Source organism: Advenella kashmirensis W13003, assembly GCF_000506985.1.
Lineage (GTDB): Bacteria > Pseudomonadota > Gammaproteobacteria > Burkholderiales > Burkholderiaceae_B > Advenella > Advenella kashmirensis_A.
This window is the reverse complement of record NZ_KI650980.1, coordinates 378,708-399,149: the sequence shown is the minus strand read 5'-3', so window position 1 is coordinate 399,149 and position 20,442 is coordinate 378,708. Positions and strand designations below refer to the sequence as shown.

At 56.0% G+C, this 20,442-nt stretch carries 22 protein-coding genes; 6 read left to right on the top strand and 16 right to left on the bottom strand.

The genetic code is table 11. The features are described 5' to 3' along the window. Nucleotides 1-284 precede the first annotated feature (284 nt). A complete protein-coding gene (locus W822_RS36695; protein WP_024005663.1) occupies nucleotides 285-1,265 on the top strand; it encodes a Bug family tripartite tricarboxylate transporter substrate binding protein in 981 nt (326 codons plus the stop codon). A gap of 27 nt (nucleotides 1,266-1,292) precedes the next feature. Here W822_RS36695 and W822_RS36690 read toward each other — a convergent pair whose 3' ends face one another. After that, entirely contained in the window at nucleotides 1,293-1,922 is a 630-nt protein-coding gene (locus tag W822_RS36690; protein WP_024005662.1) for a LysE family transporter, read from the bottom strand. A 299-nt stretch (nucleotides 1,923-2,221) separates the two neighbouring features. Between W822_RS36690 and W822_RS36685 the strand changes: the two genes are divergently transcribed. From W822_RS36685 to W822_RS36665, 5 genes are all read left to right on the top strand, one after another. Continuing rightward, entirely contained in the window at nucleotides 2,222-3,442 is a 1,221-nt protein-coding gene (locus tag W822_RS36685; protein ID WP_024005660.1) for an ABC transporter substrate-binding protein, read from the top strand. Between the two features lie 91 nt (nucleotides 3,443-3,533). Then, a complete protein-coding gene (locus tag W822_RS36680; protein WP_024005659.1) occupies nucleotides 3,534-5,456 on the top strand; it encodes an ABC transporter permease in 1,923 nt (640 codons plus the stop codon). Next, entirely contained in the window at nucleotides 5,453-6,193 is a 741-nt protein-coding gene (locus tag W822_RS36675) for an ABC transporter ATP-binding protein (RefSeq protein ID WP_024005658.1), read from the top strand. The genes W822_RS36680 and W822_RS36675 overlap by 4 nt, the downstream gene beginning before the upstream one ends. Further along, a complete protein-coding gene (locus W822_RS36670; protein ID WP_024005657.1) occupies nucleotides 6,190-6,948 on the top strand; it encodes an ABC transporter ATP-binding protein in 759 nt (252 codons plus the stop codon). Before W822_RS36675 ends, W822_RS36670 begins: the two co-directional genes overlap by 4 nt. A gap of 367 nt (nucleotides 6,949-7,315) precedes the next feature. Beyond that, a complete protein-coding gene (locus W822_RS36665; protein WP_024005656.1) occupies nucleotides 7,316-8,080 on the top strand; it encodes a helix-turn-helix domain-containing protein in 765 nt (254 codons plus the stop codon). A gap of 152 nt (nucleotides 8,081-8,232) precedes the next feature. Here W822_RS36665 and W822_RS36660 read toward each other — a convergent pair whose 3' ends face one another. From W822_RS36660 to W822_RS36595, 15 genes are all read right to left on the bottom strand, one after another. Continuing rightward, the gene (locus W822_RS36660) at nucleotides 8,233-8,484 is read right to left on the bottom strand and encodes a hypothetical protein (RefSeq protein WP_031242909.1); all 252 of its coding nucleotides are present in this window, start codon (nucleotides 8,482-8,484) and stop codon (nucleotides 8,233-8,235) included. 2 nt (nucleotides 8,485-8,486) lie between these two features. Further along, complete coding sequence (locus W822_RS36655; RefSeq protein ID WP_024005654.1) at nucleotides 8,487-8,726, bottom strand: FixH family protein; 240 nt, start codon at nucleotides 8,724-8,726, stop codon at nucleotides 8,487-8,489. A 12-nt stretch (nucleotides 8,727-8,738) separates the two neighbouring features. Beyond that, nucleotides 8,739-10,241, bottom strand: coding sequence for a cytochrome c oxidase accessory protein CcoG (gene ccoG / locus W822_RS36650; protein WP_024005653.1), 1,503 nt, complete (start codon nucleotides 10,239-10,241; stop codon nucleotides 8,739-8,741). Nucleotides 10,242-10,261: 20 nt separating this feature from the next. Beyond that, entirely contained in the window at nucleotides 10,262-11,164 is a 903-nt protein-coding gene (ccoP, locus tag W822_RS36645; protein ID WP_024005652.1) for a cytochrome-c oxidase, cbb3-type subunit III, read from the bottom strand. A gap of 5 nt (nucleotides 11,165-11,169) precedes the next feature. Then, nucleotides 11,170-11,331, bottom strand: a complete 162-nt coding sequence (locus W822_RS36640; protein WP_024005651.1) for a cbb3-type cytochrome oxidase subunit 3 — start codon at nucleotides 11,329-11,331, stop codon at nucleotides 11,170-11,172. Nucleotides 11,332-11,356: 25 nt separating this feature from the next. Then, entirely contained in the window at nucleotides 11,357-12,019 is a 663-nt protein-coding gene (gene ccoO, locus W822_RS36635; RefSeq protein ID WP_024005650.1) for a cytochrome-c oxidase, cbb3-type subunit II, read from the bottom strand. A 10-nt stretch (nucleotides 12,020-12,029) separates the two neighbouring features. Then, nucleotides 12,030-13,505 carry a cytochrome-c oxidase, cbb3-type subunit I gene (gene ccoN / locus W822_RS36630; protein WP_024005649.1) on the bottom strand — a complete coding sequence of 492 codons (1,476 nt, stop codon included), beginning with the start codon at nucleotides 13,503-13,505 and terminating at the stop codon, nucleotides 12,030-12,032. Between the two features lie 227 nt (nucleotides 13,506-13,732). Continuing rightward, entirely contained in the window at nucleotides 13,733-13,924 is a 192-nt protein-coding gene (gene ccoS / locus W822_RS36625) for a cbb3-type cytochrome oxidase assembly protein CcoS (RefSeq protein WP_024005648.1), read from the bottom strand. Nucleotides 13,925-13,933: 9 nt separating this feature from the next. Then, complete coding sequence (locus W822_RS36620) at nucleotides 13,934-14,911, bottom strand: P-type ATPase actuator domain-containing protein (RefSeq protein ID WP_024005647.1); 978 nt, start codon at nucleotides 14,909-14,911, stop codon at nucleotides 13,934-13,936. A gap of 74 nt (nucleotides 14,912-14,985) precedes the next feature. Then, the gene (cysM, locus tag W822_RS36615; RefSeq protein ID WP_031242908.1) at nucleotides 14,986-15,903 is read right to left on the bottom strand and encodes a cysteine synthase CysM; all 918 of its coding nucleotides are present in this window, start codon (nucleotides 15,901-15,903) and stop codon (nucleotides 14,986-14,988) included. A gap of 164 nt (nucleotides 15,904-16,067) precedes the next feature. Further along, a complete protein-coding gene (locus tag W822_RS45880) occupies nucleotides 16,068-16,619 on the bottom strand; it encodes a ComEA family DNA-binding protein (protein WP_024005645.1) in 552 nt (183 codons plus the stop codon). A 218-nt stretch (nucleotides 16,620-16,837) separates the two neighbouring features. After that, nucleotides 16,838-17,830 carry an ADP-glyceromanno-heptose 6-epimerase gene (rfaD, locus tag W822_RS36610; RefSeq protein ID WP_024005644.1) on the bottom strand — a complete coding sequence of 331 codons (993 nt, stop codon included), beginning with the start codon at nucleotides 17,828-17,830 and terminating at the stop codon, nucleotides 16,838-16,840. Continuing rightward, entirely contained in the window at nucleotides 17,827-18,756 is a 930-nt protein-coding gene (rfaE1, locus tag W822_RS36605; RefSeq protein WP_024005643.1) for a D-glycero-beta-D-manno-heptose-7-phosphate kinase, read from the bottom strand. The genes rfaD and rfaE1 overlap by 4 nt, the downstream gene beginning before the upstream one ends. Nucleotides 18,757-18,760: 4 nt before the next feature. After that, entirely contained in the window at nucleotides 18,761-19,981 is a 1,221-nt protein-coding gene (lapB, locus tag W822_RS36600; protein ID WP_024005642.1) for a lipopolysaccharide assembly protein LapB, read from the bottom strand. After that, entirely contained in the window at nucleotides 19,971-20,348 is a 378-nt protein-coding gene (locus W822_RS36595; protein ID WP_024005641.1) for a LapA family protein, read from the bottom strand. Before W822_RS36595 ends, lapB begins: the two co-directional genes overlap by 11 nt. Nucleotides 20,349-20,442 lie beyond the last annotated feature (94 nt).

The window sequence follows — 20,442 nt, the reverse complement described above, 5'->3', positions numbered from 1 at the left end:
GCAGGAAACACACTACGTTGTTTACCGCTTAAGAGCTAAGAAAGAGATTATATATAGTCTGAATTAAAAAAGCCAGTACCGCACACATTTCTTTTAAAAAATCAGGGTAAATCAAATGGATTGTTGTAAAAAGGCGCCACATCCGGTTTGGTAAAAAACGCCACAACCGGTTTGATCTGCGGGTCGTGATCGGACCGGCCCCACCGGCGCTTGTCATATAATCTTCACAACGCCCGCCGCTTGCGGTTCCTTTCCTTCTCTCTTTTGCCATTATGAAAACGCTTTTGACCTCTCCCCGGTTTTTACCCTGCCTGACTCTGCTCGCAATCAGCGCCACCGTGCTGCCTGCGGTTAACGCAGCCGATTTTCCCGACAAAACCATACGGCTGTCTGTCGGTTACCCCGCAGGCGGCCTGAGCGATGTGGTGGCGCGCAAGCTGGCAGAAAAGGTATCGGACACCCTCAAGGTGCCTGTGGTGGTGGAAAACCGCCCCGGTGCGGGTGGCACCATTAACATTGGTGAGGTCTCACGGGCAAAGGCAGACGGCTACACACTGGCATTTTCCGCCACCAGTCCGCTGACACTCACCCCTTTCTTTTCCAAGGTCGCCTATGACCCGCAGAAAGCCGTCGTGCCCGTCATTGGCGTTATGTATTCACCTGTCGTGCTGCTGGGTACAAAAGCACTGAATGCAAACCGTTACGACGAGTTCATCCCGGCGGCCAAAAAGACGCCAGGTGCTGTACGCTGGGCGACGTCCGGCATGGGTACTATCGGTCATATTATGTTTGAGCAGATTGCACATGACAACGCACTGGAAATGACACTGGTGCCATACAAAGGTGGCAGCCAGCAGATGAACGACGCGCTAGGTGGGCAATTCGAGGTATTCTCCACCAATGTCTCGGCAACGCTCATTGAAAACATCAAGGCCGGCAAGTTACATGCACTGGCCATCGGTGCCGATCAGCGTCTGGACAGCCTGCCCGATGTGCCCACATTCAAGGAGCTCGATCAGCCTAAAGCGAATCTGAAATCGAATTTCGGGATTTTCGCACCGGCCGGCACGCCGGCGCCCGTGATTGAAACGTTGAACAAGGCATTTGATGCAGCACTGCAGGATCAGGATATTGCCGACAGTCTGCGGCAATCTGGCAATATCCCGTCCGCTGGTACCGCCAGCCATTTTCAGGAGATTGTGGACGAAGAAACCCGTAATAATCAGGCCATTATCCGGCAGGCCGGACTGGCAGCGGCGAAATAGACCGGGCCGCCGATATAGCCGGCAGCATTATTTGCCGGCCTGATGAACCAGAGATAACAACCCCGCGGCCAGCGTAAACAGACCGGCAAAACCGCGGTTAAGCATCTTCTGCTGTCTGGCTGTATGCATCAGGCGTAAAATTTTTGCCGCCAGCCACGTATAGCCACTCATGACAATGACATCCACGACCGTCATGGTAATGCCCATCACGACATATTGCTGAGTCAGCGGGCCGCGCGGGTCAATGAATTGCGGCAATACCGCGAGCAGGAACACCATGGCCTTGGGATTGCTCATATTCACCAGAAACCCGCGCAAAACCAGCTTGTGCGGGGGGACGTCAGGCGCACGGGTCTCGATCTGGATGAGCTTGACCGGTGCCCGCCACTGCTGCCATGCGAGATAAAGCAGGTAGCCTACGCCAAACCACTTGATAAGCGAAAACGCCCAGCTGGTGGTGGTCAGCAGCACGCCAACACCGGCCGCGACAATAGTCACCTGGACTGCAAGGGCAATTTGCAGGCCCAGAATATTCCACAGACCGTGGCGCAAGCCGTGGTTCAGTCCGGTTGACATGGACGCGATGGCGCCCGCACCAGGCGAGAAGCTGATAATCCAGCACGCCAGGAAGAACGCTGACCATAATTGCCATGACATAGATAACGACCCCGAAAAAAAAGAAAATACCACGCCAACGGCAAGCGCAGATCCGTCAGGCACGTGATGCCGGTACGACCCAAAAGCAGCGGTGTCACGCCAAGCCCGACCGTATAATGATGAATATTATTATACGCCTGTCTGTTGCAGTGCAGCGCCAGCCATGCGAACAAGACGGCTCAAACACGCCACATTCCATGGATAAATTGCACACCGACAGTCCCGAAATTTATTTATTTTTCGGTAACTAATTTACACTTGCATCTATACAGAAAACACAAGCATTGTCAGGAGATACCATGCATAAAGGTGCCCGCAAGGGGTTATTGGCTGTCATTACAACTGCGATCGCTGGTCTGGGTATCGCGCCCCTTGCCCAGGCGCAGACCAACGATGAAATCCGGATCGGCGAAATCAACAGCTACAAAATTTTCCCGGCCTTCCTGGAGCCATACAAGAACGGTATGCTGCTGGCCGCCGAACAGGCCAATCAGGATGGCGGCATTAACGGCCGCAAACTGACCATTATCACGCGCGACGATGCGGGCAACCAGGGCAACGCCATCAAAGAAGCGCAAGCACTCATCAGCCGCGACAAGGTACATGCGCTGACGGGCGGATTCCTCTCCAATATCGGCCTGGCCCTAGCTGACTTTGCCGCGCACAAAAAGGTGTTCTATCTGGCCAGCGAACCGCTCACCGACAAACTGGTGTGGGCTGATGGCAACGACTACACCTATCGCCTGCGGGCATCCACCTACATGCAAGTGGCCATGCTGGTGCCCGAAGCGGTCAAACTGAATAAAAAACGCTGGGCGCTGGTCTATCCCAATTACGAATACGGCCAGTCTGCCGTCGCCACATTCAAAACCCTCATGAAACAGGCGCAGCCCGATGTGGAGTTCGTGGCAGACCAGGCAACACCTCTGAATAAAGTCGATGCCGGCAGTGTCATTCAGGCCCTGGGCGACGCCCGGCCCGATGCCATTTTCAATGTGCTGTTCGGACCGGACATTACCAAGTTCGTGCGGGCCGGAACCACCCGCAAGTTTTTTGAGACTATTCCTGTGGTCAGCCTGCTGACCGGCGAGCCGGAATATCTGGACACGCTGGGTGCCGACACACCCAAGGGCTGGATCGTGACCGGTTATCCATGGCAGTTTATCGACACGCCCGAACACAAGGCGTTTATTGACGCCTACCAAAAGCGCTTCAATGACTATCCTCGCCTGGGATCTATCGTCGGCTATATGGCCATCAAATCACTGGCTGAAGGATTCCGTAAGGCCGGCACGACCGATACGCAGGCGCTGACCAAAGCCTTTTCCGGACTGGAAGTGGTGTCGCCTTTCGGCCCCATTTCCTATCGCCCCCAGGATCATCAATCGACGCTGGGCGCGTATGTCGGCAAACTCGATGTCAAGGACGGACGCGGAATCATGACAGATATCAAATACGTTGATGGTGCCACCGTCCAACCCGATGACGCGCAGGTTGCCAAGATGCGGCCGGCAAAGTGAATCCGGCCTACCCGCTTCAAATGAACCCTAGCATGTCGCATCGACGCCAGCGCAAACAGACCTGCCAACAGAACCGTCAGCGGAACCGCCAATGGATCTGACCGGATTTGCCGTCCAGTTCCTCAACGGCCTGGCAGGCACCTCGTCGCTCTTTATGGTCGCTTGCGGCCTCTCCCTGATATTCGGGGTCAGCCGCATCGTCAATTTTGCGCACGGCTCGTTGTATATGTTTGGCCTGTACTTTGCCTACAGTCTGACCATGCGATTTTTGCCGGCCACACCCGGTGGCTTCTGGGCCGGCATCCTGCTGGCAGCCACGCTGACAGGCGTGCTGGGCGCTGCAATTGAACTGCTGATCCTGCGGCGCATCTATCGGGCGCCCGAGCTTTTCCAGTTGCTGGCCACGTTTGCACTGGTCCTGGTTTTGAGCGATCTGGCATTATGGATTTGGGGCCCTGAAGATCTCCTGGGGCCGCAAGCGCCTGCGCTCTCCGGTTCCATTGCCGTATTCGGACGCCAATTTCCCACCTACAATATTCTGCTGATCTTCATTGGGCCCGCGTTGCTGCTCACGCTATGGCTGCTGCTGACCCATACCCGATGGGGCACGCTGATTCGCGCAGCGACGCAGGACCGGCAGATGCTCGAAGCCCTGGGCGTCAACCAAAGCTGGCTGTTCACCAGTGTATTCGCGCTGGGTGCCTTTTTGGCCGGCCTGGGCGGCGCCTTGCAGCTTCCGATTGAACCGGCCAGCCTGAATCTGGATTTGCTCACGATTGGTGACGCCTTTGCCGTGGTCGTCATTGGTGGTATGGGTTCGATTCCCGGCGCGTTTGTCGCCGCGTTTCTGATTGCCCAGGTCAAGGCGATGTGCATCGGCCTGGGTACGGTACATCTGATGGGTATCGATATTGCTTTTCCCCAGCTGACGCTGGTGGTTGAATTTGTGATCATGGCTGTGGTCCTGGTTTTCCGTCCCTGGGGATTGTTCGGTGCACGCACGGGTGCCCCCCGCAATGTCGCGGCTCCGGAAGCACCCTACCGTCCGGCAGGCCCGCCAGTCAAAATCCTCGGGCTTGCCATCGTGATCGCCCTGGCCGCTGTGCCGCTGCTTGCCGATACCTTTCCATATCTGCCAGTACTCATTCAGGACATCCTGATCGCGGTCCTCTTTGCAGCCAGCCTGCACTTTATTATGGGACCCGGCGGTATGCATTCGTTTGGCCATGCCGCCTATTATGGCGTGGGTGCCTACGCCGCTGCCTTGCTGTTGCAGCGCTATGCGCTGTCCATGCCGCTGGCTATCATGCTGGCGCCGTTCGTGGCCGCGGTGGCGGCCCTGATCTATGGCTGGTTTTGTGTACGACTGTCGGGCATCTATCTGGCCATGCTGACACTGGCTTTCGCGCAGATTACCTGGTCTGTTGCCTACCAGTGGGATGAGGTGACCGGCGGCTCCAACGGGCTGATCGGCATCTGGCCTTCGGCCTGGCTCGAAGATCCCAGCCATTTCTATTATTTCACCCTGATTGTTGTGGTACTGGCCGTATTCATTTTGCGCTGGCTGCTGTTTTCGCCGCTCGGGTATGCGCTGCGGGCAAGTCGCGATTCCATGCAGCGCAGCGATGCCATTGGCATTGACGGCATGCGTGTGCAATGGATCGCCTTTATCATTGCCGGCTTTTTCGCCGGGCTGGCCGGTGCCCTGTTCGTCTTTTCCAAAGGCAGCATTTCGCCCGAAGAACTCTACGTAAGCAAATCCATTGACGGCCTGGTGATGGTTCTGCTGGGCGGCATCCAGTCGCTCAGCGGCCCCTTGACCGGCGCTACGTTTTACACGGTTCTGCACGACTACATCACCGGGATCACCGAATACTGGCGGGGTCTGTTCGGCCTGATCATTCTTGTGCTGGTTCTGCTTTTTCCACAAGGCCTGGGAGGCCTGGGTCATCGTATCGCAACTTGGCTTGGTCAATCGCGCAGGCAGGACAATGCCGGCAGGAGCCTTTCATGAGTCTGCTTGAAGTCACCCACTTGAGCCGGCATTATGGCGACTTTATCGCCGTCGAAAATATCAGTTTCAGCCTGCAGGCCGGTGAGCTGCTCGCGCTCATCGGCCCCAATGGAGCCGGCAAATCCACCACCTTTAATATGATTGGCGGACAACTGGCAGTGACCCGCGGTCAGGTTCTGCTCGAAGGCAAACCGATTACAAACCTGGCGCCGCGACGGATCTGGAAAAAAGGCGTAGGCCGCACCTTTCAGATTGCCGCCACATTCGGCTCGTTTACCGTGGCGCAGAACGTACAAAATGCCCTGCTTTCCCACCATGGCCGCAGCTATTCATTCTGGCAAACGGCAGACCGTCTGTATCGCGATCAGGCCGACGCGTTGCTCGAACAGGTCGGCATGCGAGGCCAGGCCGATAGACACTGTTCAGAACTGGCCTACGGCGATGTCAAACGTGTCGAGCTGGCCATGGCACTGGCCAGCGAACCCCGGTTGTTGCTGATGGATGAGCCCACCGCCGGTATGGCGCCGCAGGAACGCCAGGAGCTGATGGCACTGACCCGTGACATTGCCCGGGCACGCAATACCGGCGTGCTGTTTACGGAGCACAGTATGGATGTGGTGTTCGGCTTTGCCGACAGAATTCTGGTGCTGGCGCGCGGTCAGCTGATTGCCCAGGGCACACCACAGGACATCCGCCAGGACCCGCAAGTGCAACAAGTGTATTTTGGTACAAGATGAACACAACCACGCTACCCCCTGCCGCCGAATCGATGCCCGTCCTGCTGCAAGTCGACGCACTGGATGCCTGGTATGGCGCCGCGCAAATTCTGTTCGGGCTCAGCCTGACTGTCAACAAAGGCGAAGTGGTGGCGCTGATGGGTCGCAACGGCGCCGGCAAGTCCACGACCATCGAAAGCCTGATGGGCCTGGTATCCCGCAGGGGTACCGTCCGTTTCATGAACCGGGACATATCCACATGGAAGCCCTATCAGATCGCCCGGGCGGGCGTGGGCTTCGTACCCGAAGAGCGCCGTATTTTCTCGGATCTCAGTGTGATAGAGAATCTGGACACCGGCAGACAGCCACCGCGCTTTTGGCCGGACGGCCAGCCCGTCGCACACTGGACACCTGAATCGGTGTTCGCCCTCTTCCCCAATCTGGCGACCATGCAAACCCGACGAGGCGGACAAATGAGCGGCGGCGAGCAGCAAATGCTGGCCGTCGCCCGCACACTTATGGGCAACCCGTATCTGATGCTTCTGGATGAGCCCTCGGAAGGCGTTGCCCCCATTGTCGTCGAACAGATGGCGGACATGATTCTTGCGCTCAAGGCACAGGGGGTCAGTATTCTGCTGTCCGAACAGAACATGGACTTTGCCCGACGGGTTTGTGACCGGGTGTACGTGCTCGAAAAAGGCCAGATCAAGTACGAAGGCAGCATGGCGGCGCTCAGCAAAGACGAGCAGGCCCGATCCGCTTATCTGGCCGTCTGAGCGGTCCACTTAGCTCGCTGTAAAAATCGGCAGAACGACCTTACCAGCCGCCGGCTTGATGACAGCGCACTGACAGCACACACGTGTGGCGCGCGCCCTGCTGCGCCTGCCCGCTTACCACGACCGGATTGCGCGTAGCCCAGGGCTGACGGCTGGCTGGCTATGGTATAATTTGCAGGAAAGATATATGTAAAAATTGGGAAAATTTGCTGGCCATGCCTGCTCAATTTACAATGCAGGCCTGCCTCGCAATTCAAGTCATTATCGTGTCACTTCGAGCCCGTATTCCGGTTCTCCAGCCGGAGCGTTCATTGAGCCATTGCCGCCATTTGGCATTTTGGAGTGTTATAAGGTCACGGTCCATAAGATGATTAAGCATCAGCTACTCGACAAGGATTCTGTTCGCTGCAACACATGCGTGCTTGGGCATATTTGCGTGCCGCAAGGGCTGAACGTGCAAGATACGGCAAGATTGAATGATTTGGTCAAGGAGCGCGTCCGTATTCCCAAGGGCACCCTCTTTTTCAAAGCCGGAGACCGCCTGACTGCGCTCTACAGCATCCGCTCCGGTTCCATGAAATTGCAGCTGGAAAACGAATCCGGCCATATGCAGATAACCGGCTTTGCCTTTGCCGGGGAAATCATCGGGCTGGATGCGCTGGCTGAAAATGCGCATATCTCGAACGCGATCGCCATGGAAGACACAGAAGTGTGTGTCATTCGCATGAGCGATCTGAATTTTCTGTCCAAAGAAATTCCTGCCCTGGCCTACCGGATTACGCGGCTGATGAGCCAGGAAATATCGCGTTCACACAATATGGTGCTCTCGCTGGGTGCCATGCGCTCCGAACAGCGGCTCGCCGCGTTCCTGATCAATCTGTCGCAACGCTTTACCTGCCTTGGTTATTCGGGAAGCGAATATGTGCTCAGAATGAGTCGCGAGGAAATCGGCAATTATCTGGGCCTGACGCTTGAGACGGTCAGTCGCCTGCTATCGCGATTTGCCAAAGAAGGCCTGATCCGCATTCACCAGCGCGAAGTCCAGATTCTTGATTTCAACGGTCTACAGACGCTGATCCAGAATGATCCGGTACATCGGGTCGAATTCCCGAAACTGACGGCCTGTAACTAGGCCGTTGTTCCAGCCGTTGGTTGCGTTCAGGAACCGGCCAGATCTGTTTAAGGCAAGGCCAAATCCGGCCTGATCCGGTCAAATTCATCCGATCCAGGACGCGCGCCCGACGTCACGATGTATGCCCCCTTAAGGGCGTGAAAGAGCGTGCTTCAATCTTCTGCATCACGCTTTGAAAAAAGCGACATCTGATTACCGCTGTTGGCCATGAAAAAACTCAGGGTGCTTGAAAAAGCGGCCATCAGCCAGAACAGGAAAAAACCTGCTGCATAAGCCAGTTCACTGGAAACCCGGATATAGCCGAATAAAGGAATATCCCTGGGGTCGATCAGCGCAAACACCACACCGCTGGCAATCCCTGCAGCAAGAAACGATGGCCAAAGTATCCACATCAAGATACGCATTATTATTCCTGTGGTGTCGTTGTGCCGGTCGCAGGCGCTGGCGCGGCGGGGAGTTTACCCTCGCGGATCACGACCAGCCCCTGCTTGCGCGCGTCCAGTCGCATATCGCGATCGGGATTGTTTTGAAACGCCAGAAAGATGGTGATGACACAACCGATAATGGCAACAAAGGGGCCCGCCATCAGCAGCCAGGGCCAGGGCTCCTTGTACCACGGTCCGCTATCTCGTTCCTGCACTTGCATGTTCACTCCTTGTCAATTGGGGACATAAAAGGTGGTGTCCCGCTCTGCCGATAAGGCACCCGCTTTCTGATCCGTGTTTTCAATCCGCAGCGTCAACGGATGCAATCCTGTCGCCGATCCTTCTGCCGGTGCGCGGATCACCATGGGAAACCATTGGCTTGAAAAAGCGGGCACCTTGATCTCCCTCGCATTCTCTTCTCCGGCCAGTACGTTGACCTGTGCGATATCGTTGACGCGCGCCGTGAGCGCGAATGTCTGGTCGTTCTCGGACATATTGATCAACTGGATGCGATACACGTTTTCGATCATGCCGCCAGGGATTTCACGCCCCAGCGCGCCACGGTCCCGCACGATATCCACCCGCAATGGCGTGCGCATGGACAGCGACACAATCAGGCCAATGATGAACACGCTCAACAGCGCAAAGTAAACAAATACCCGTGGCTTGAACAGGCGCTGGCGAGCCTGTTTGTTATTCAGACCATCCAGCATGCCGCTTTCCGATGTGTACCGAATCAGGCCGCGCGGGTAATTCATTTTATCCATGACCTGATCACAGGCATCAATACAGGCGCCACAGCCAATACACATATATTGCAGGCCGTCACGAATGTCGATACCCGTCGGGCAGACCTGCACACAGATGGTACAGTCCACGCAATCTCCCAGCCCGGCCTGACTGGGTACGATTTTTTTCGATCGCCTACCGCGCGGGTCGCCGCGAATCTTGTCATACGTGACCACGAAGGTGTCCTTGTCGACCATGACGCTTTGAAAGCGCGCATAAGGGCACATGTATTTACAAACCGATTCACGCAGGAAACCGGCATTCCCCCAGGTTGCAAAGGAATAGAAAATCATCCAGAACCATTGCCAGAAGCTCAGTTGCAGATGAATCAGCTCGGAACCCAATTCCCGTATCGGGGAAAAATAGCCAATGAACGTCGAGCCCGTCCACCATGCCACCATGATCCATAGCAGATGCTTGGTTCCCTTGATACGCAATTTGCGCAGGCTCATGGGCGACTCGTCCAGACGGATGCGCGCGACGCGATCCCCTTCTACCTTGCGCTCGATCCACATGAAAATTTCGGTATACACCGTCTGCGGACAGGCGTACCCGCAGAACAGCCGGCCGGCCAGGGCGGTAAACAGAAAGAGACCGTAGGCCGAAATGATCAGAATGATGGCAAGATAGAACACATCCTGGGGCCAGAACACGATACCGAAAATATAGAATTTGCGCTCAGTCAGATCAAACAGTACCGCCTGTCTGCCATTCCATTGCAGCCACGGCAATCCGTAAAAAATCAGCTGAGTGGCCAGCACCAGCATAATCCGCCATTTGGCGAACACGCCGGTGATCGAGCGCGGGTAGATTTTCGCGCGTATTTCCTCTACCTGCGTATTGCTGTCATCTGCAGAGACAGCTCTGGTGGCAGGTTGAAGCCTTGGCGGTCGCCAGTCAGGGACCCCATCCTGACCGGCCGGCTTTTCTGATTGATTACCAGACATAATAATAGTTCTCTACAAAACTACTTGTTGGACAAGCCCCATACATAGGCGGCAAGCATGCGGATCTGATCATCGGTCAGGAAGTGCTTCTGTGCAGGCATGACTCCCTGGCGGCCATGCAGAATGGTGTTTACAATCGTATCCCTGGAGCTGCCGCCAAGCCAGACCGAGTCGGTCAGATTCGGCGCGCCTAGCGCCTGGTTTCCTTTGCCGTCCATGCCGTGACAGGCAAAGCAGACCTTCTTGAATCCGGCCTGACCCGCTGCCAGCAGCGTCGGATCGCTGGTGAGACCGGACAGTGAGCGTACGTAGTGGGCAATCTCATTGGCCTGAGCCGGCGTGATCGCAGCCCCCAACGGTGCCATAACGCCATGGCGACCTTCTGTAATGGTTTTGATAATGACCTCGGGTGTGCCGCCATAAAGCCAGTCACTGTCCGTCAGATTGGGGAAGTTGGGCGAGCCCTTGGCATCTGAACCGTGACACTGCGCACAGTTGTTCAGGAACAGCCTTTTGCCGATCGCATGGGCTTCCTGATTTCTGGCCAGATCCTCAACCGGGATGGACGCAAACTGGTCAAACAGCGGTTTCATCTCGGCAGTCTGCTGTTCGCGCTCGGCCACCACCTGTTTGGCCGAGGTAAATTCAAGCAGACCGGGATAAGAACCCAGTGCAGGATACAGGACCATGATACCCAGGGCGATGACGCAGAGGCCCAGGTACATGACTGTCCACCAGCGCGGAACCGGATTATTGAGTTCGGTCAGATCCCCGTCCCAGACATGGCCGGTGTCCTGCACCTGCTCGGGACGCTGCTTGAGCCAGCGGCGCTGTGAGAACAACAGCCAGACACACCACGCCACCCCAACCAGGGACACAGTGGCGATATAGTAACTCCACGTATTGCTGAAAAAATCACTCATTTTATTTACCCTTTACCACGAGTTGTCGTTTCTTCGTCGGGGACGGCAAACGGAAGCCGTGCAGCCTCTTCGTTGTCTTTGACTCGTTGCCGGGACCAGGCCCAGGCAACAATGCCAAAAAACGTCACGATAGATACAACGGTCATGATCCCTACAAGGATGTCCATAATTTCACCTGTCCCCGTACGTCACCTAGTTGGATCCCGTGCTGCTCTGCTGCTCGCGAAATGCAGACATATAGCCCACACCCAGACTTTGCAGATAGGCAACAACGGCGTCTTCTTCGGTTTTACCCTTCAGGGCGGCAGGCGCATCCTCGATCTGTTGGTCGGTATAAGGTACGCCCAGCGTACGCAGCGTCTTCATGCGCGCCTGGATGTTTTCCTCGGAGACATCTTTATGCTGCAACCAGTAATAACCAGGCATATTGGATTCCTTCACCAGATCGCGCGGATTGCGCAGGTGGACGCGGTGCCATTCATCTGAGTAGCGTCCGCCCACGCGGGCCAGATCCGGGCCGGTCCGCTTTGAGCCCCACAGAAACGGGTGATCATAAACAAACTCGCCGGCGACAGAGTATGGACCGTAACGGGACACTTCGGACTGCAGCGTCCGAATCTGCTGTGAGTGACAGCCCACACAGCCTTCCTTGATGTAGACGTCGCGGCCGATCAGCTGCAACGCCTGCAACGGCTGAACCCCGGGGGCCACTTTGGTTGTGTAATGCTGGAAAAACAGCGGCACGATCTGCACCAGGCCGGCAAATGAAACGACCAGAATCGAAAAGATAATCAGCAGTCCGACGTTTTTTTCCAGTGTTTCATGTGTAAAGAAACGCTTTTTTGAATTCGCCATGATCATTCTCTTAAACAGCAGTAGCGGGTTGAGCGGGAACACGGGCATCATGTCCGTTGAAGTCGGGAACCGGCGGATTCACACCTTGGCGCCCCTTGATCGTCATGATCGTGTTATAGAACATGACCAGAACCCCGCTCAGGAAGCAGATACCACCCAGGATCCGGATGATATACAGCACATATTTGGAGGCAAGCGCCTGCACGAATGCATAGGTGAGCGTGCCGTCAACTTCGGTAGAACGCCACATCAGACCCTCCATGACACCGGCAATCCACATTGAAGCGATGTACAGCACTACGCCGATGGTGGCCATCCAGAAGTGCGCTTCAACCAGAGATTTGCTGAACATGGTTTCACGGCCGTACAGGCGGGGAATCATGTAGTAAAGGCTGCCGAATGTAATCATGGACACCCAGCCCAGTGCGCCGGAGTGAACGTGCGCCACTGTCCATTCGGTGTAGTGGGACAGTGCGTTCACCGTGCGGATCGACATCATGGAACCTTCGAAGGTGGACATGCCGTAGAACGACAGCGCCACAACCAGGAATTTCAGGATCGGGTCGGTGCGCAGTTTATGCCAGGCGCCGGACATGGTCATGATGCCGTTGATCATGCCACCCCAGGATGGCGCCAGCAGAATCAGAGAGAACGCCATGCCCAGGCTTTGGGTCCAGTCAGGCAATGAGGTGTACAGCAAGTGATGAGGACCTGCCCACATATAGGTGAAGGCCAGCGCCCAGAAGTGCACAATGGACAGGCGATAGGAGTAGATCGGACGATTGGCCTGCTTGGGAACGAAATAGTACATCATGCCCAAAAAGCTGGTGGTCAGAAAAAAGCCCACGGCATTGTGACCGTACCACCATTGCACCATCGCGTCTTGCGCACCGGCATAGGCCGAATAGGAATTGAACCAGCTGTAAGGCAATTCGATATTATTGAAAATGTGCAGAATCGCAATGGTCAGAATGAATGAGCCATAGAACCAGTTGGCCACGTAGATATGCTTCATCTTGCGTTTGGCAACTGTGCCGAAAAAGACGATCGCATAGGCAACCCAGACCAGTGTGATCAGGATATCAATAGGCCATTCAAGTTCGGCGTATTCCTTGCTGGACGTAAAGCCGGCAGGCAGTGTAATCGCGGCCGAGACAATGACCAGCTGCCATCCCCAGAACGTGAACGATGCCAGCGGCCCGCAAAAGAGCCGCGTCTGACAGGTACGCTGGACGACATAATAGGACGTTGCAAACAACGCACTGCCCCCGAAGGCAAAAATGACTGCATTGGTATGCAGGGGGCGCAGGCGCCCGTAGCTGAGCCAGTCAACAAGATTGAGTTCCGGCCAGACAAGTTGTGCAGCGATGAAAACGCCCACGAACATACCGACAATTCCCCATATGACGGTCATGATGGTGAACTGTCGTACGACTTTATAATTGAACACCTCCGCGTCTGCGGGAAGCGCATTCTGGGTACGCATAGCTATTCCTCTAAAAAAAACCTGTTCTGCCATCTTAAAGCGATCTCTGCCAGGCGATTTGACAAATATCAAGACCCTTGGAGACATCGCATAAACTCCCGAAAAATCGCAAAATTTCACCTTTTTCAGGAATCGGAAAACAACAATTTGCGCAACGCATCAAGACAACCTCGATAGCATAGACACCGGTTTTATCCTCACGGCCTGTGCGTCGAAACCACCGGGTTTTAACTTCTTCTATTTGCCGTTTTCTGCTCACTACCCGCTTGCACCGTCAGGCTGTCTTCATCATGCAAAATCGCATTGGCGTTTTCTTCGGTGTTGTCAAACTGGCCGGCCATAATGGCCCAGTACAGTACGCCGCCGATCAACAGGACAAAGACAAAGGCCAGAAAAATCAGGAGAAAAAAAACATCCATGGTCAACGCCTAAGCCAGACCGGAAGGGATGGCCTCGTCCCGGGACAGGAGCTGCGCCAATGGATAATTTCGGTAGAAGCGCCAAGCGCAGACGGCGACCGCCAGCGACGAGACAAACATGGTGATTGCGGCCAGCCAGGGCTGTACCCAGCCGATCATGGCAAATGGGATCATGAGCAGATGCCAGAAAAGCGAGCCATACAGGCAGCGACGCGCGACGCTGACTGTTTGCCTGCGCAGGGTGGCCAATGCAGACGGCGACAGTCCGGGGTTGGCCAGAATGATGCCGCGCGCAGCCGCCTGCGCAGAAGGCACGGCCATTGCCATGGCACAGGGGCAACTCATGACAAATAGCGCTACCAGGACAGGAATCGCATGCGCAGCGTCGATATACCAGTACCAGACCAGGGCCGACAAAATGGAGAGAATGATTTGCGCGATCACGAAATACAGGCCCACGCGATCAGCCGTTTCTGACAGAAGCGCCGATTCCCGCTCGAACAGCGCGTCGACCGCGACGCCCGCGGATTGTCTGGCCGCCAGCGCCAGATAGCGCGCCGTCAGCACAAAGGCAACGAACATGGCGATGGACTCGAAATAGACTTCGCCGGACTGCCGGACCGTCGCGATGGCGCTGGGAATGAAAGCGACCACGATCCCCAGCCCGATGGGCCAGTTCATGGAACGTTGATGATTATCGGATTGATTGCTGGACAGAAAGCCGCGCCAGATGGGCCACGCGCAGTAAAGCAGAACCGGAACGGTAAGCACGAGGCTGCACCAGTTCATGACCACAATCGCGGTATCCAGTGTATCGACGGTTTCGGCATCAGCGTAACCGTCGCGCAAATACCCGGGGAAGGCAAACATCATGACCTGCATCATGACCAGCCAGGCCAGCCCCAGACGTGCGAGCATATGCCGGCGCCGCATGCGTTCATGCGTGCTCAGGCCTTGCGGGATCGAGAAGATGGATGTCGGCTTCATACTCCCCGATCATAATATTGATCGGAGAATACACTCTTGATCTAAATCAATAAACCAGCTATCTGCCTGTAAAATCAGACAGGATTGAAGACGCCTTGCGACAGATATCGGTCGCCGCGGTCACAGACAATGAACACAATGGTCGCGTTGCTCACCCGTTCTGCTGTCCGCAGCGCTGCCACCAGCGCACCCGCCGACGAAATCCCGCCGAAGATGCCCTCGCTGGCCGCCAGATGCCGTGCCATATCTTCGGCTTCCTGCTGGGATATCAGTTCAAACTGGTCCACGCCTGCGGCATTATAAATGGCAGGCTGATATGCTTCCGACCACTTGCGGATGCCGGGAATAGAGGCACCCGGTGCCGGCTGAGCGCCGATGATCTGAATATCTGCGTTGCGCGATTTCAAATAGGAACCCACACCCATAATAGTGCCGGTCGTGCCCATGGCGCTGACAAAGTGGCTCACCTGCCCGTCCGTCTGATTCCAGATTTCCGGACCCGTGCCTTCGATATGGGCGCGTGGATTGTCCGGGTTGGCGAACTGATCCAGTACTTTGCCCTTGCCCTCTGCCTGCATGGTAATGGCCAGATCCCGCGCATACTCCATGCCACCCTTATCGGCCGGCGTCAGAATCAGCTGCGCGCCATAGGCGTTCATGGAAGCGCGGCGCTCTACAGAAAGATTATCAGGCATGATCAGAATCATTTTGTAGCCGCGAATAGCTGCCGCCATGGCCAGGGCGATGCCGGTATTGCCGCTGGTCGCCTCGATCAGCGTGTCGCCGGGCTTGATTTCACCACGTGCTTCTGCGTGTTTGATCATGGAAGCGGCCGGACGATCCTTGACTGAACCGGCCGGGTTATTGCCTTCAAGCTTGGCCAGAATCACATTGCCTTTTGCCTTGCCAAGATGTTCCGGAATGCGTTGCAGGCGTACCAGGGGGGTGTTGCCGATCGTATCTTCGATGGTGGGATAGGTTTTTGTCATGATGGCTCTGAAAGTATGGGAATACGCCGGACAACCGATGTGGCGATCCGGAAAATAACGGTCAGTAGCACCGGCGCAGCTGCCTTTCACAAAAACGACTTCATCGGTGCCTGGTGCCGATCATCATAGCACTCCTGGCTGGTCGCCCGGATTTATACCCTGCCCCGCTAGTGGATTTTGTCGCGAATTCCGGCGCTGTCGGTTCCATTCCGTGTGTTCGCCACGGCTTGGACACGGCGGTCTGCGTGGGTCCCCTTGTCGTGCTCCCGGGCCGGCTGCCGCGGGCGAGGCCGGATCAACATGGGCAGGGCCGGCAGGGCTACGCCCGCGGCTGGGTTTCGCAGGGATTTCGTTCTGTCAGCTGTTACGTCAGACGGTGATTCAAATGCCACACCAGATGGCGCGGCCGGCCGATTGCCTGTTGCCGACTGAATGGGCGGCGTGCTCACCGTGACATTCTGCTCACGCAAGGCTTGCCGTTTTCTGGGACCGAAGCCCGGTACCCGTGCTGCAAAGTCCTCCATGGAGACAAAGGCTCCCTGACTTCTGGCCGACAGAATGCGATCTGCCGTTTTGACGCCAATACCCTTGACGGCAAGCAGCTGCGAGCGACTCGCCTGGTTCAGATCCAGCGCAACGGCGAATCCGCCCTGCATCGCACACAATGACAGCACGCCCCAGGCAAGCAATATCCGTAAATGACGAAAGGAGACAATCATGACGTTGACACCAAGCGATAGCGAAAACCGTCAGTATGCCTGAAAGCCACGTCCTGCTGCCTGGCTGCTGCGACAGGTTTATCCACGCGTAAACATGGCCGCATCAAACCGTCAAGGCCCAAACCAAGACAAGCCACGGCATTCAACGTCGCGCCACTCCACGTCACATCACACTAAGCCACGTCACTTCAAGCCATGCAACTCAAACGCCACGCAACCTAGGCTATACGCTTCCTGAGCGTTCTGACATACTGCGACACGCCGCGCTCTACGTCGTACATATCGGCATCGAAACCTGCGGCACGCAATTGGGTCGTATCGGCCTGCGTGAAGCTCTGATAGCGCCCTTTCAGATCATCCGGGAACGGAATGTAACGGATCAGGCCTTCACGCACCAGAGCGTCGAGCGACAGGCGCGCTTCATTTCTTTCTTCGCGCAGTGTATTGACGACCGCGCAGGCAATATCATTAAAGGGTTGTGCACGCCCGGTACCGCAATTGAAAATACCCGATTGTTCCGGATGATCCAGGAAAAACAGGTTGACCGCCACGACGTCGTCCACCGAAATAAAGTCGCGTCGCTGTCCGCCGTCTTCATAGCCGTCCCAGCCGCCAAACAAGCGTACATGTCCTTCGGCAAGGAACTGGTTCATATTATGAAAAGCAACCGAGGCCATGCGCCCCTTGTGCTGTTCGTTGGGACCATACACATTGAAATAGCGCAACCCCACGACCTGCGCAGTACGATGCTCAAAACGCTGGCGCACGACCTGGTCAAACAGAAACTTTGAGTAGCCGTAAACATTCAGCGGCTTTTCGTTCTCCAGCGCTTCAACATAGTCTGGCCCGGCGCCATACACAGCGGCGGACGAGGCGTAGATGAAGGGAATGCTGCGTGCCTGACAGAAATTGAATAATTCCAGGGTGACCCGGTAATTGTTATCCATCATGTACCGGCCATTACGCTCGGTGGTGTCCGAACATGCCCCCTGATGGAAGATGGCCGTGACAGGACCAAACTGACCATTGTTGATGCGGGTACGAAATTCGTCTTTGTCCATATAGTCGGCAATGACGCCCGAGCGCAGATTGACGAATTTGTCACCATCGGTCAGGTCGTCGACCGCCAGGATATCCGTGATGCCCCTGTTGTTCAGGCCACGAACGAGATTGCTGCCGATAAAGCCGGCGGCGCCGGTTACGATAATCATGTCAATTCCTCTGCACTTACAATAGATGTGCCCAGTTTACCTACTACTATACCACCAGCCTTGTTCGCCCATTCGACAGACTGCTGCCAGTCCAGTCCGGCGGCGCGGGTCACGGCCATCGTGGCCAGAACGGTGTCGCCGGCACCCGATACGTCAAACACCTCATGGGCAGCGGCATCGACATGGAACCGCCCCGCTTCGGTATACAGCGTCATGCCCTGTTCAGATCGCGTGATCAGCAGCGCTTCCAGCTCCAGCCGCTGGCGCAGCGCCTGCGCTGAACGGGTCAGCTCGTCTTCGGTTTTCCACTTGCCCACCGCCTGCTGCATTTCAATGCGATTGGGCGAAATCAGGCTCGCGCCGGTGTAACGATCGTATTCGTCGCCCTTGGGGTCTACCAGAACCGGCTTGTCGCGCTTACGGGCCATCTCGATCAGCGGCGCGCAATGGGTCAGCACGCCTTTTGCATAATCAGACAACACAACGATGTCGTGTTCGTCCAGCAGCCGCTGGTAATGCTGCTCCAGATTCTGCAGGGTTTGTTCGCCGGGCAGATAATCAAAATCAATCCGAATCAATTGCTGCTGACGGCCAAGCACGCGCATTTTCAATGTGGTATGCATCTGGGGATCGGGCAGCAGCTGGGCACGAATGCCACCTTCGTCTGCCAGTCTGGCAATCTGCTGGCCCGCTTCGTCGTCACCGACGATGCCCAGCAGGGTCACCTGCCCGCCCAGGGCGACAATGTTTCTTGCCACGTTGGCGCCGCCGCCAAGACGGTCTTCCCGTTTGGCAACCCTGACCACCGGCACGGGCGCTTCGGGTGAAATACGGTCGACTTCACCAAACCAGTAACGGTCAAGCATCACATCGCCCACCACCAGCACCCGGATCTGACTGATTTTTTCAATTGGAAACTTCGGCATACGACTATTCCTCGGGACGGCGTGGCGAATAACTTTCCCAGGAGTTACACCCGGGGCATTGCCAGTAATAGGTCTGCGCCTGGAATCCGCAGACCCGGCAAGCGTATTTGTCTAAACGGCGGGTATGTTTGTCGATCATGGCCCGCAACAGGCCAAGGTCCAGATCAGGCATGCGCTGTTGCAGTTCGCCCTGTTCGCCCGAACCCTGCTCATGCGTCAATTCGCTGTTGAGCACCTTGTCAAAGCCCAGCAACGACGGATGCTGCCGCAGCGACTCCTGGGCAAACTGCCAGGCAGGCGCAAAACCCTGTTCACGCAGAGCGGCGAACACCACTTCAAACACATCCAGCGAAGGATGTGCAAAGTAGTGATCCCGCAGCAGGTTAACGGCCTGTTCGGTTTCACCCGTCGCTTCGAAATTATCCATGATCTGCCGCGCCACCAGGCCCGCAAACTCGGGCGCGCGCTCCAGTGCCGAGAGCAGCCATTGGCGTTCTGTCTTGCCATCGCCAAGGCGCCGGGCCAGGTACGCACGCAACATGGCGATACGGGCGTAGGAAGCCTGCGACGCGGCCGGTCCTGTGGATTGTGCCGCTTCACGTTCAGCGGCATTCAATTCGGCATCAACACGGGCAAAATCCGGCTCTTTGGCCGTCAGTGCCGACTGGGCCCGTTCGCAATGATAGTGCACCTGCTGAGGCAGTGGCTCATCGGTCAGTTCGCGCAGGCGCGCGGCCACCGCGATTGCCTTTTCCCAATCATGCTCGGCTTCGTAGATACGAATCAGCGCGCGGGTCGCCGACACGCCATAACTTGTATTCTGCACTTCCTTGAAAGCGTTTTCGGCACGATCAAACATGCCTGCCTTGAAGTAGTCCTGGGCGATTTCATGCAAGGCATGCTCTCTGTCTGCACGAGGCAGATCTGAGCGCGACAGCAGGCTTTGATGAACCCGGATGGCGCGTTCGATTTCTCCGCGCCGACGAAACAGACTGCCCAGGGCAAAGTGCAGCTCGGTTGTTTCAGAATCGAGCTTGGCCACTTCGATAAAGGCATCTATCGCCTTGTCGTGATCTTCATTCAGCAGAAAATTGAGTCCGCGGAAATAAGAGTCGGGCAAGTTCCTGCTTTCAGAAACCAGCTGCCTTACATCTACTTTGGCTGCAATCCATCCCAGCCCGAACAGAATGGGAATCAGAATCAGCCACCAGGCTTCAAAGTCCAACAGCGGTCTCCCGAACAGGCGTTTGCAAAGCGCTACCGCTGGCCGGCACTGTACTACGCAGGCGCAATTCTTCTGCCTTGAGTGCATTGAGTGATTGGCGCGTATCGGCCACATCGCGGTTAAGGCGATCCACCTCCCCTTTCAGGCGACTGACCTCCCGGGTTTTACGCACCCGGGTGGGAATGCTGACCAGCCATGCAAAAAGCGCGCCGACAAAAAACGCCAACAGCAGCACCACGATGAGTGGTACGCCAGCAAAAACATAGTCGCCAAAAAAGCGGACCGTAACCGGATCGGTATTTTTGAGTGCAAATAAAAGTACCAATAGAAAGAGTACGATTCGCAATGCCCAGACAAGATAACGCATCAGCCTGCTCCTGAAATTGATTTACCCGCCATTGTAATGCGAATTGGGGCCCAAAAAGCAAAAACCCCGATTTTGCAATCGGGGTTTTAAGACA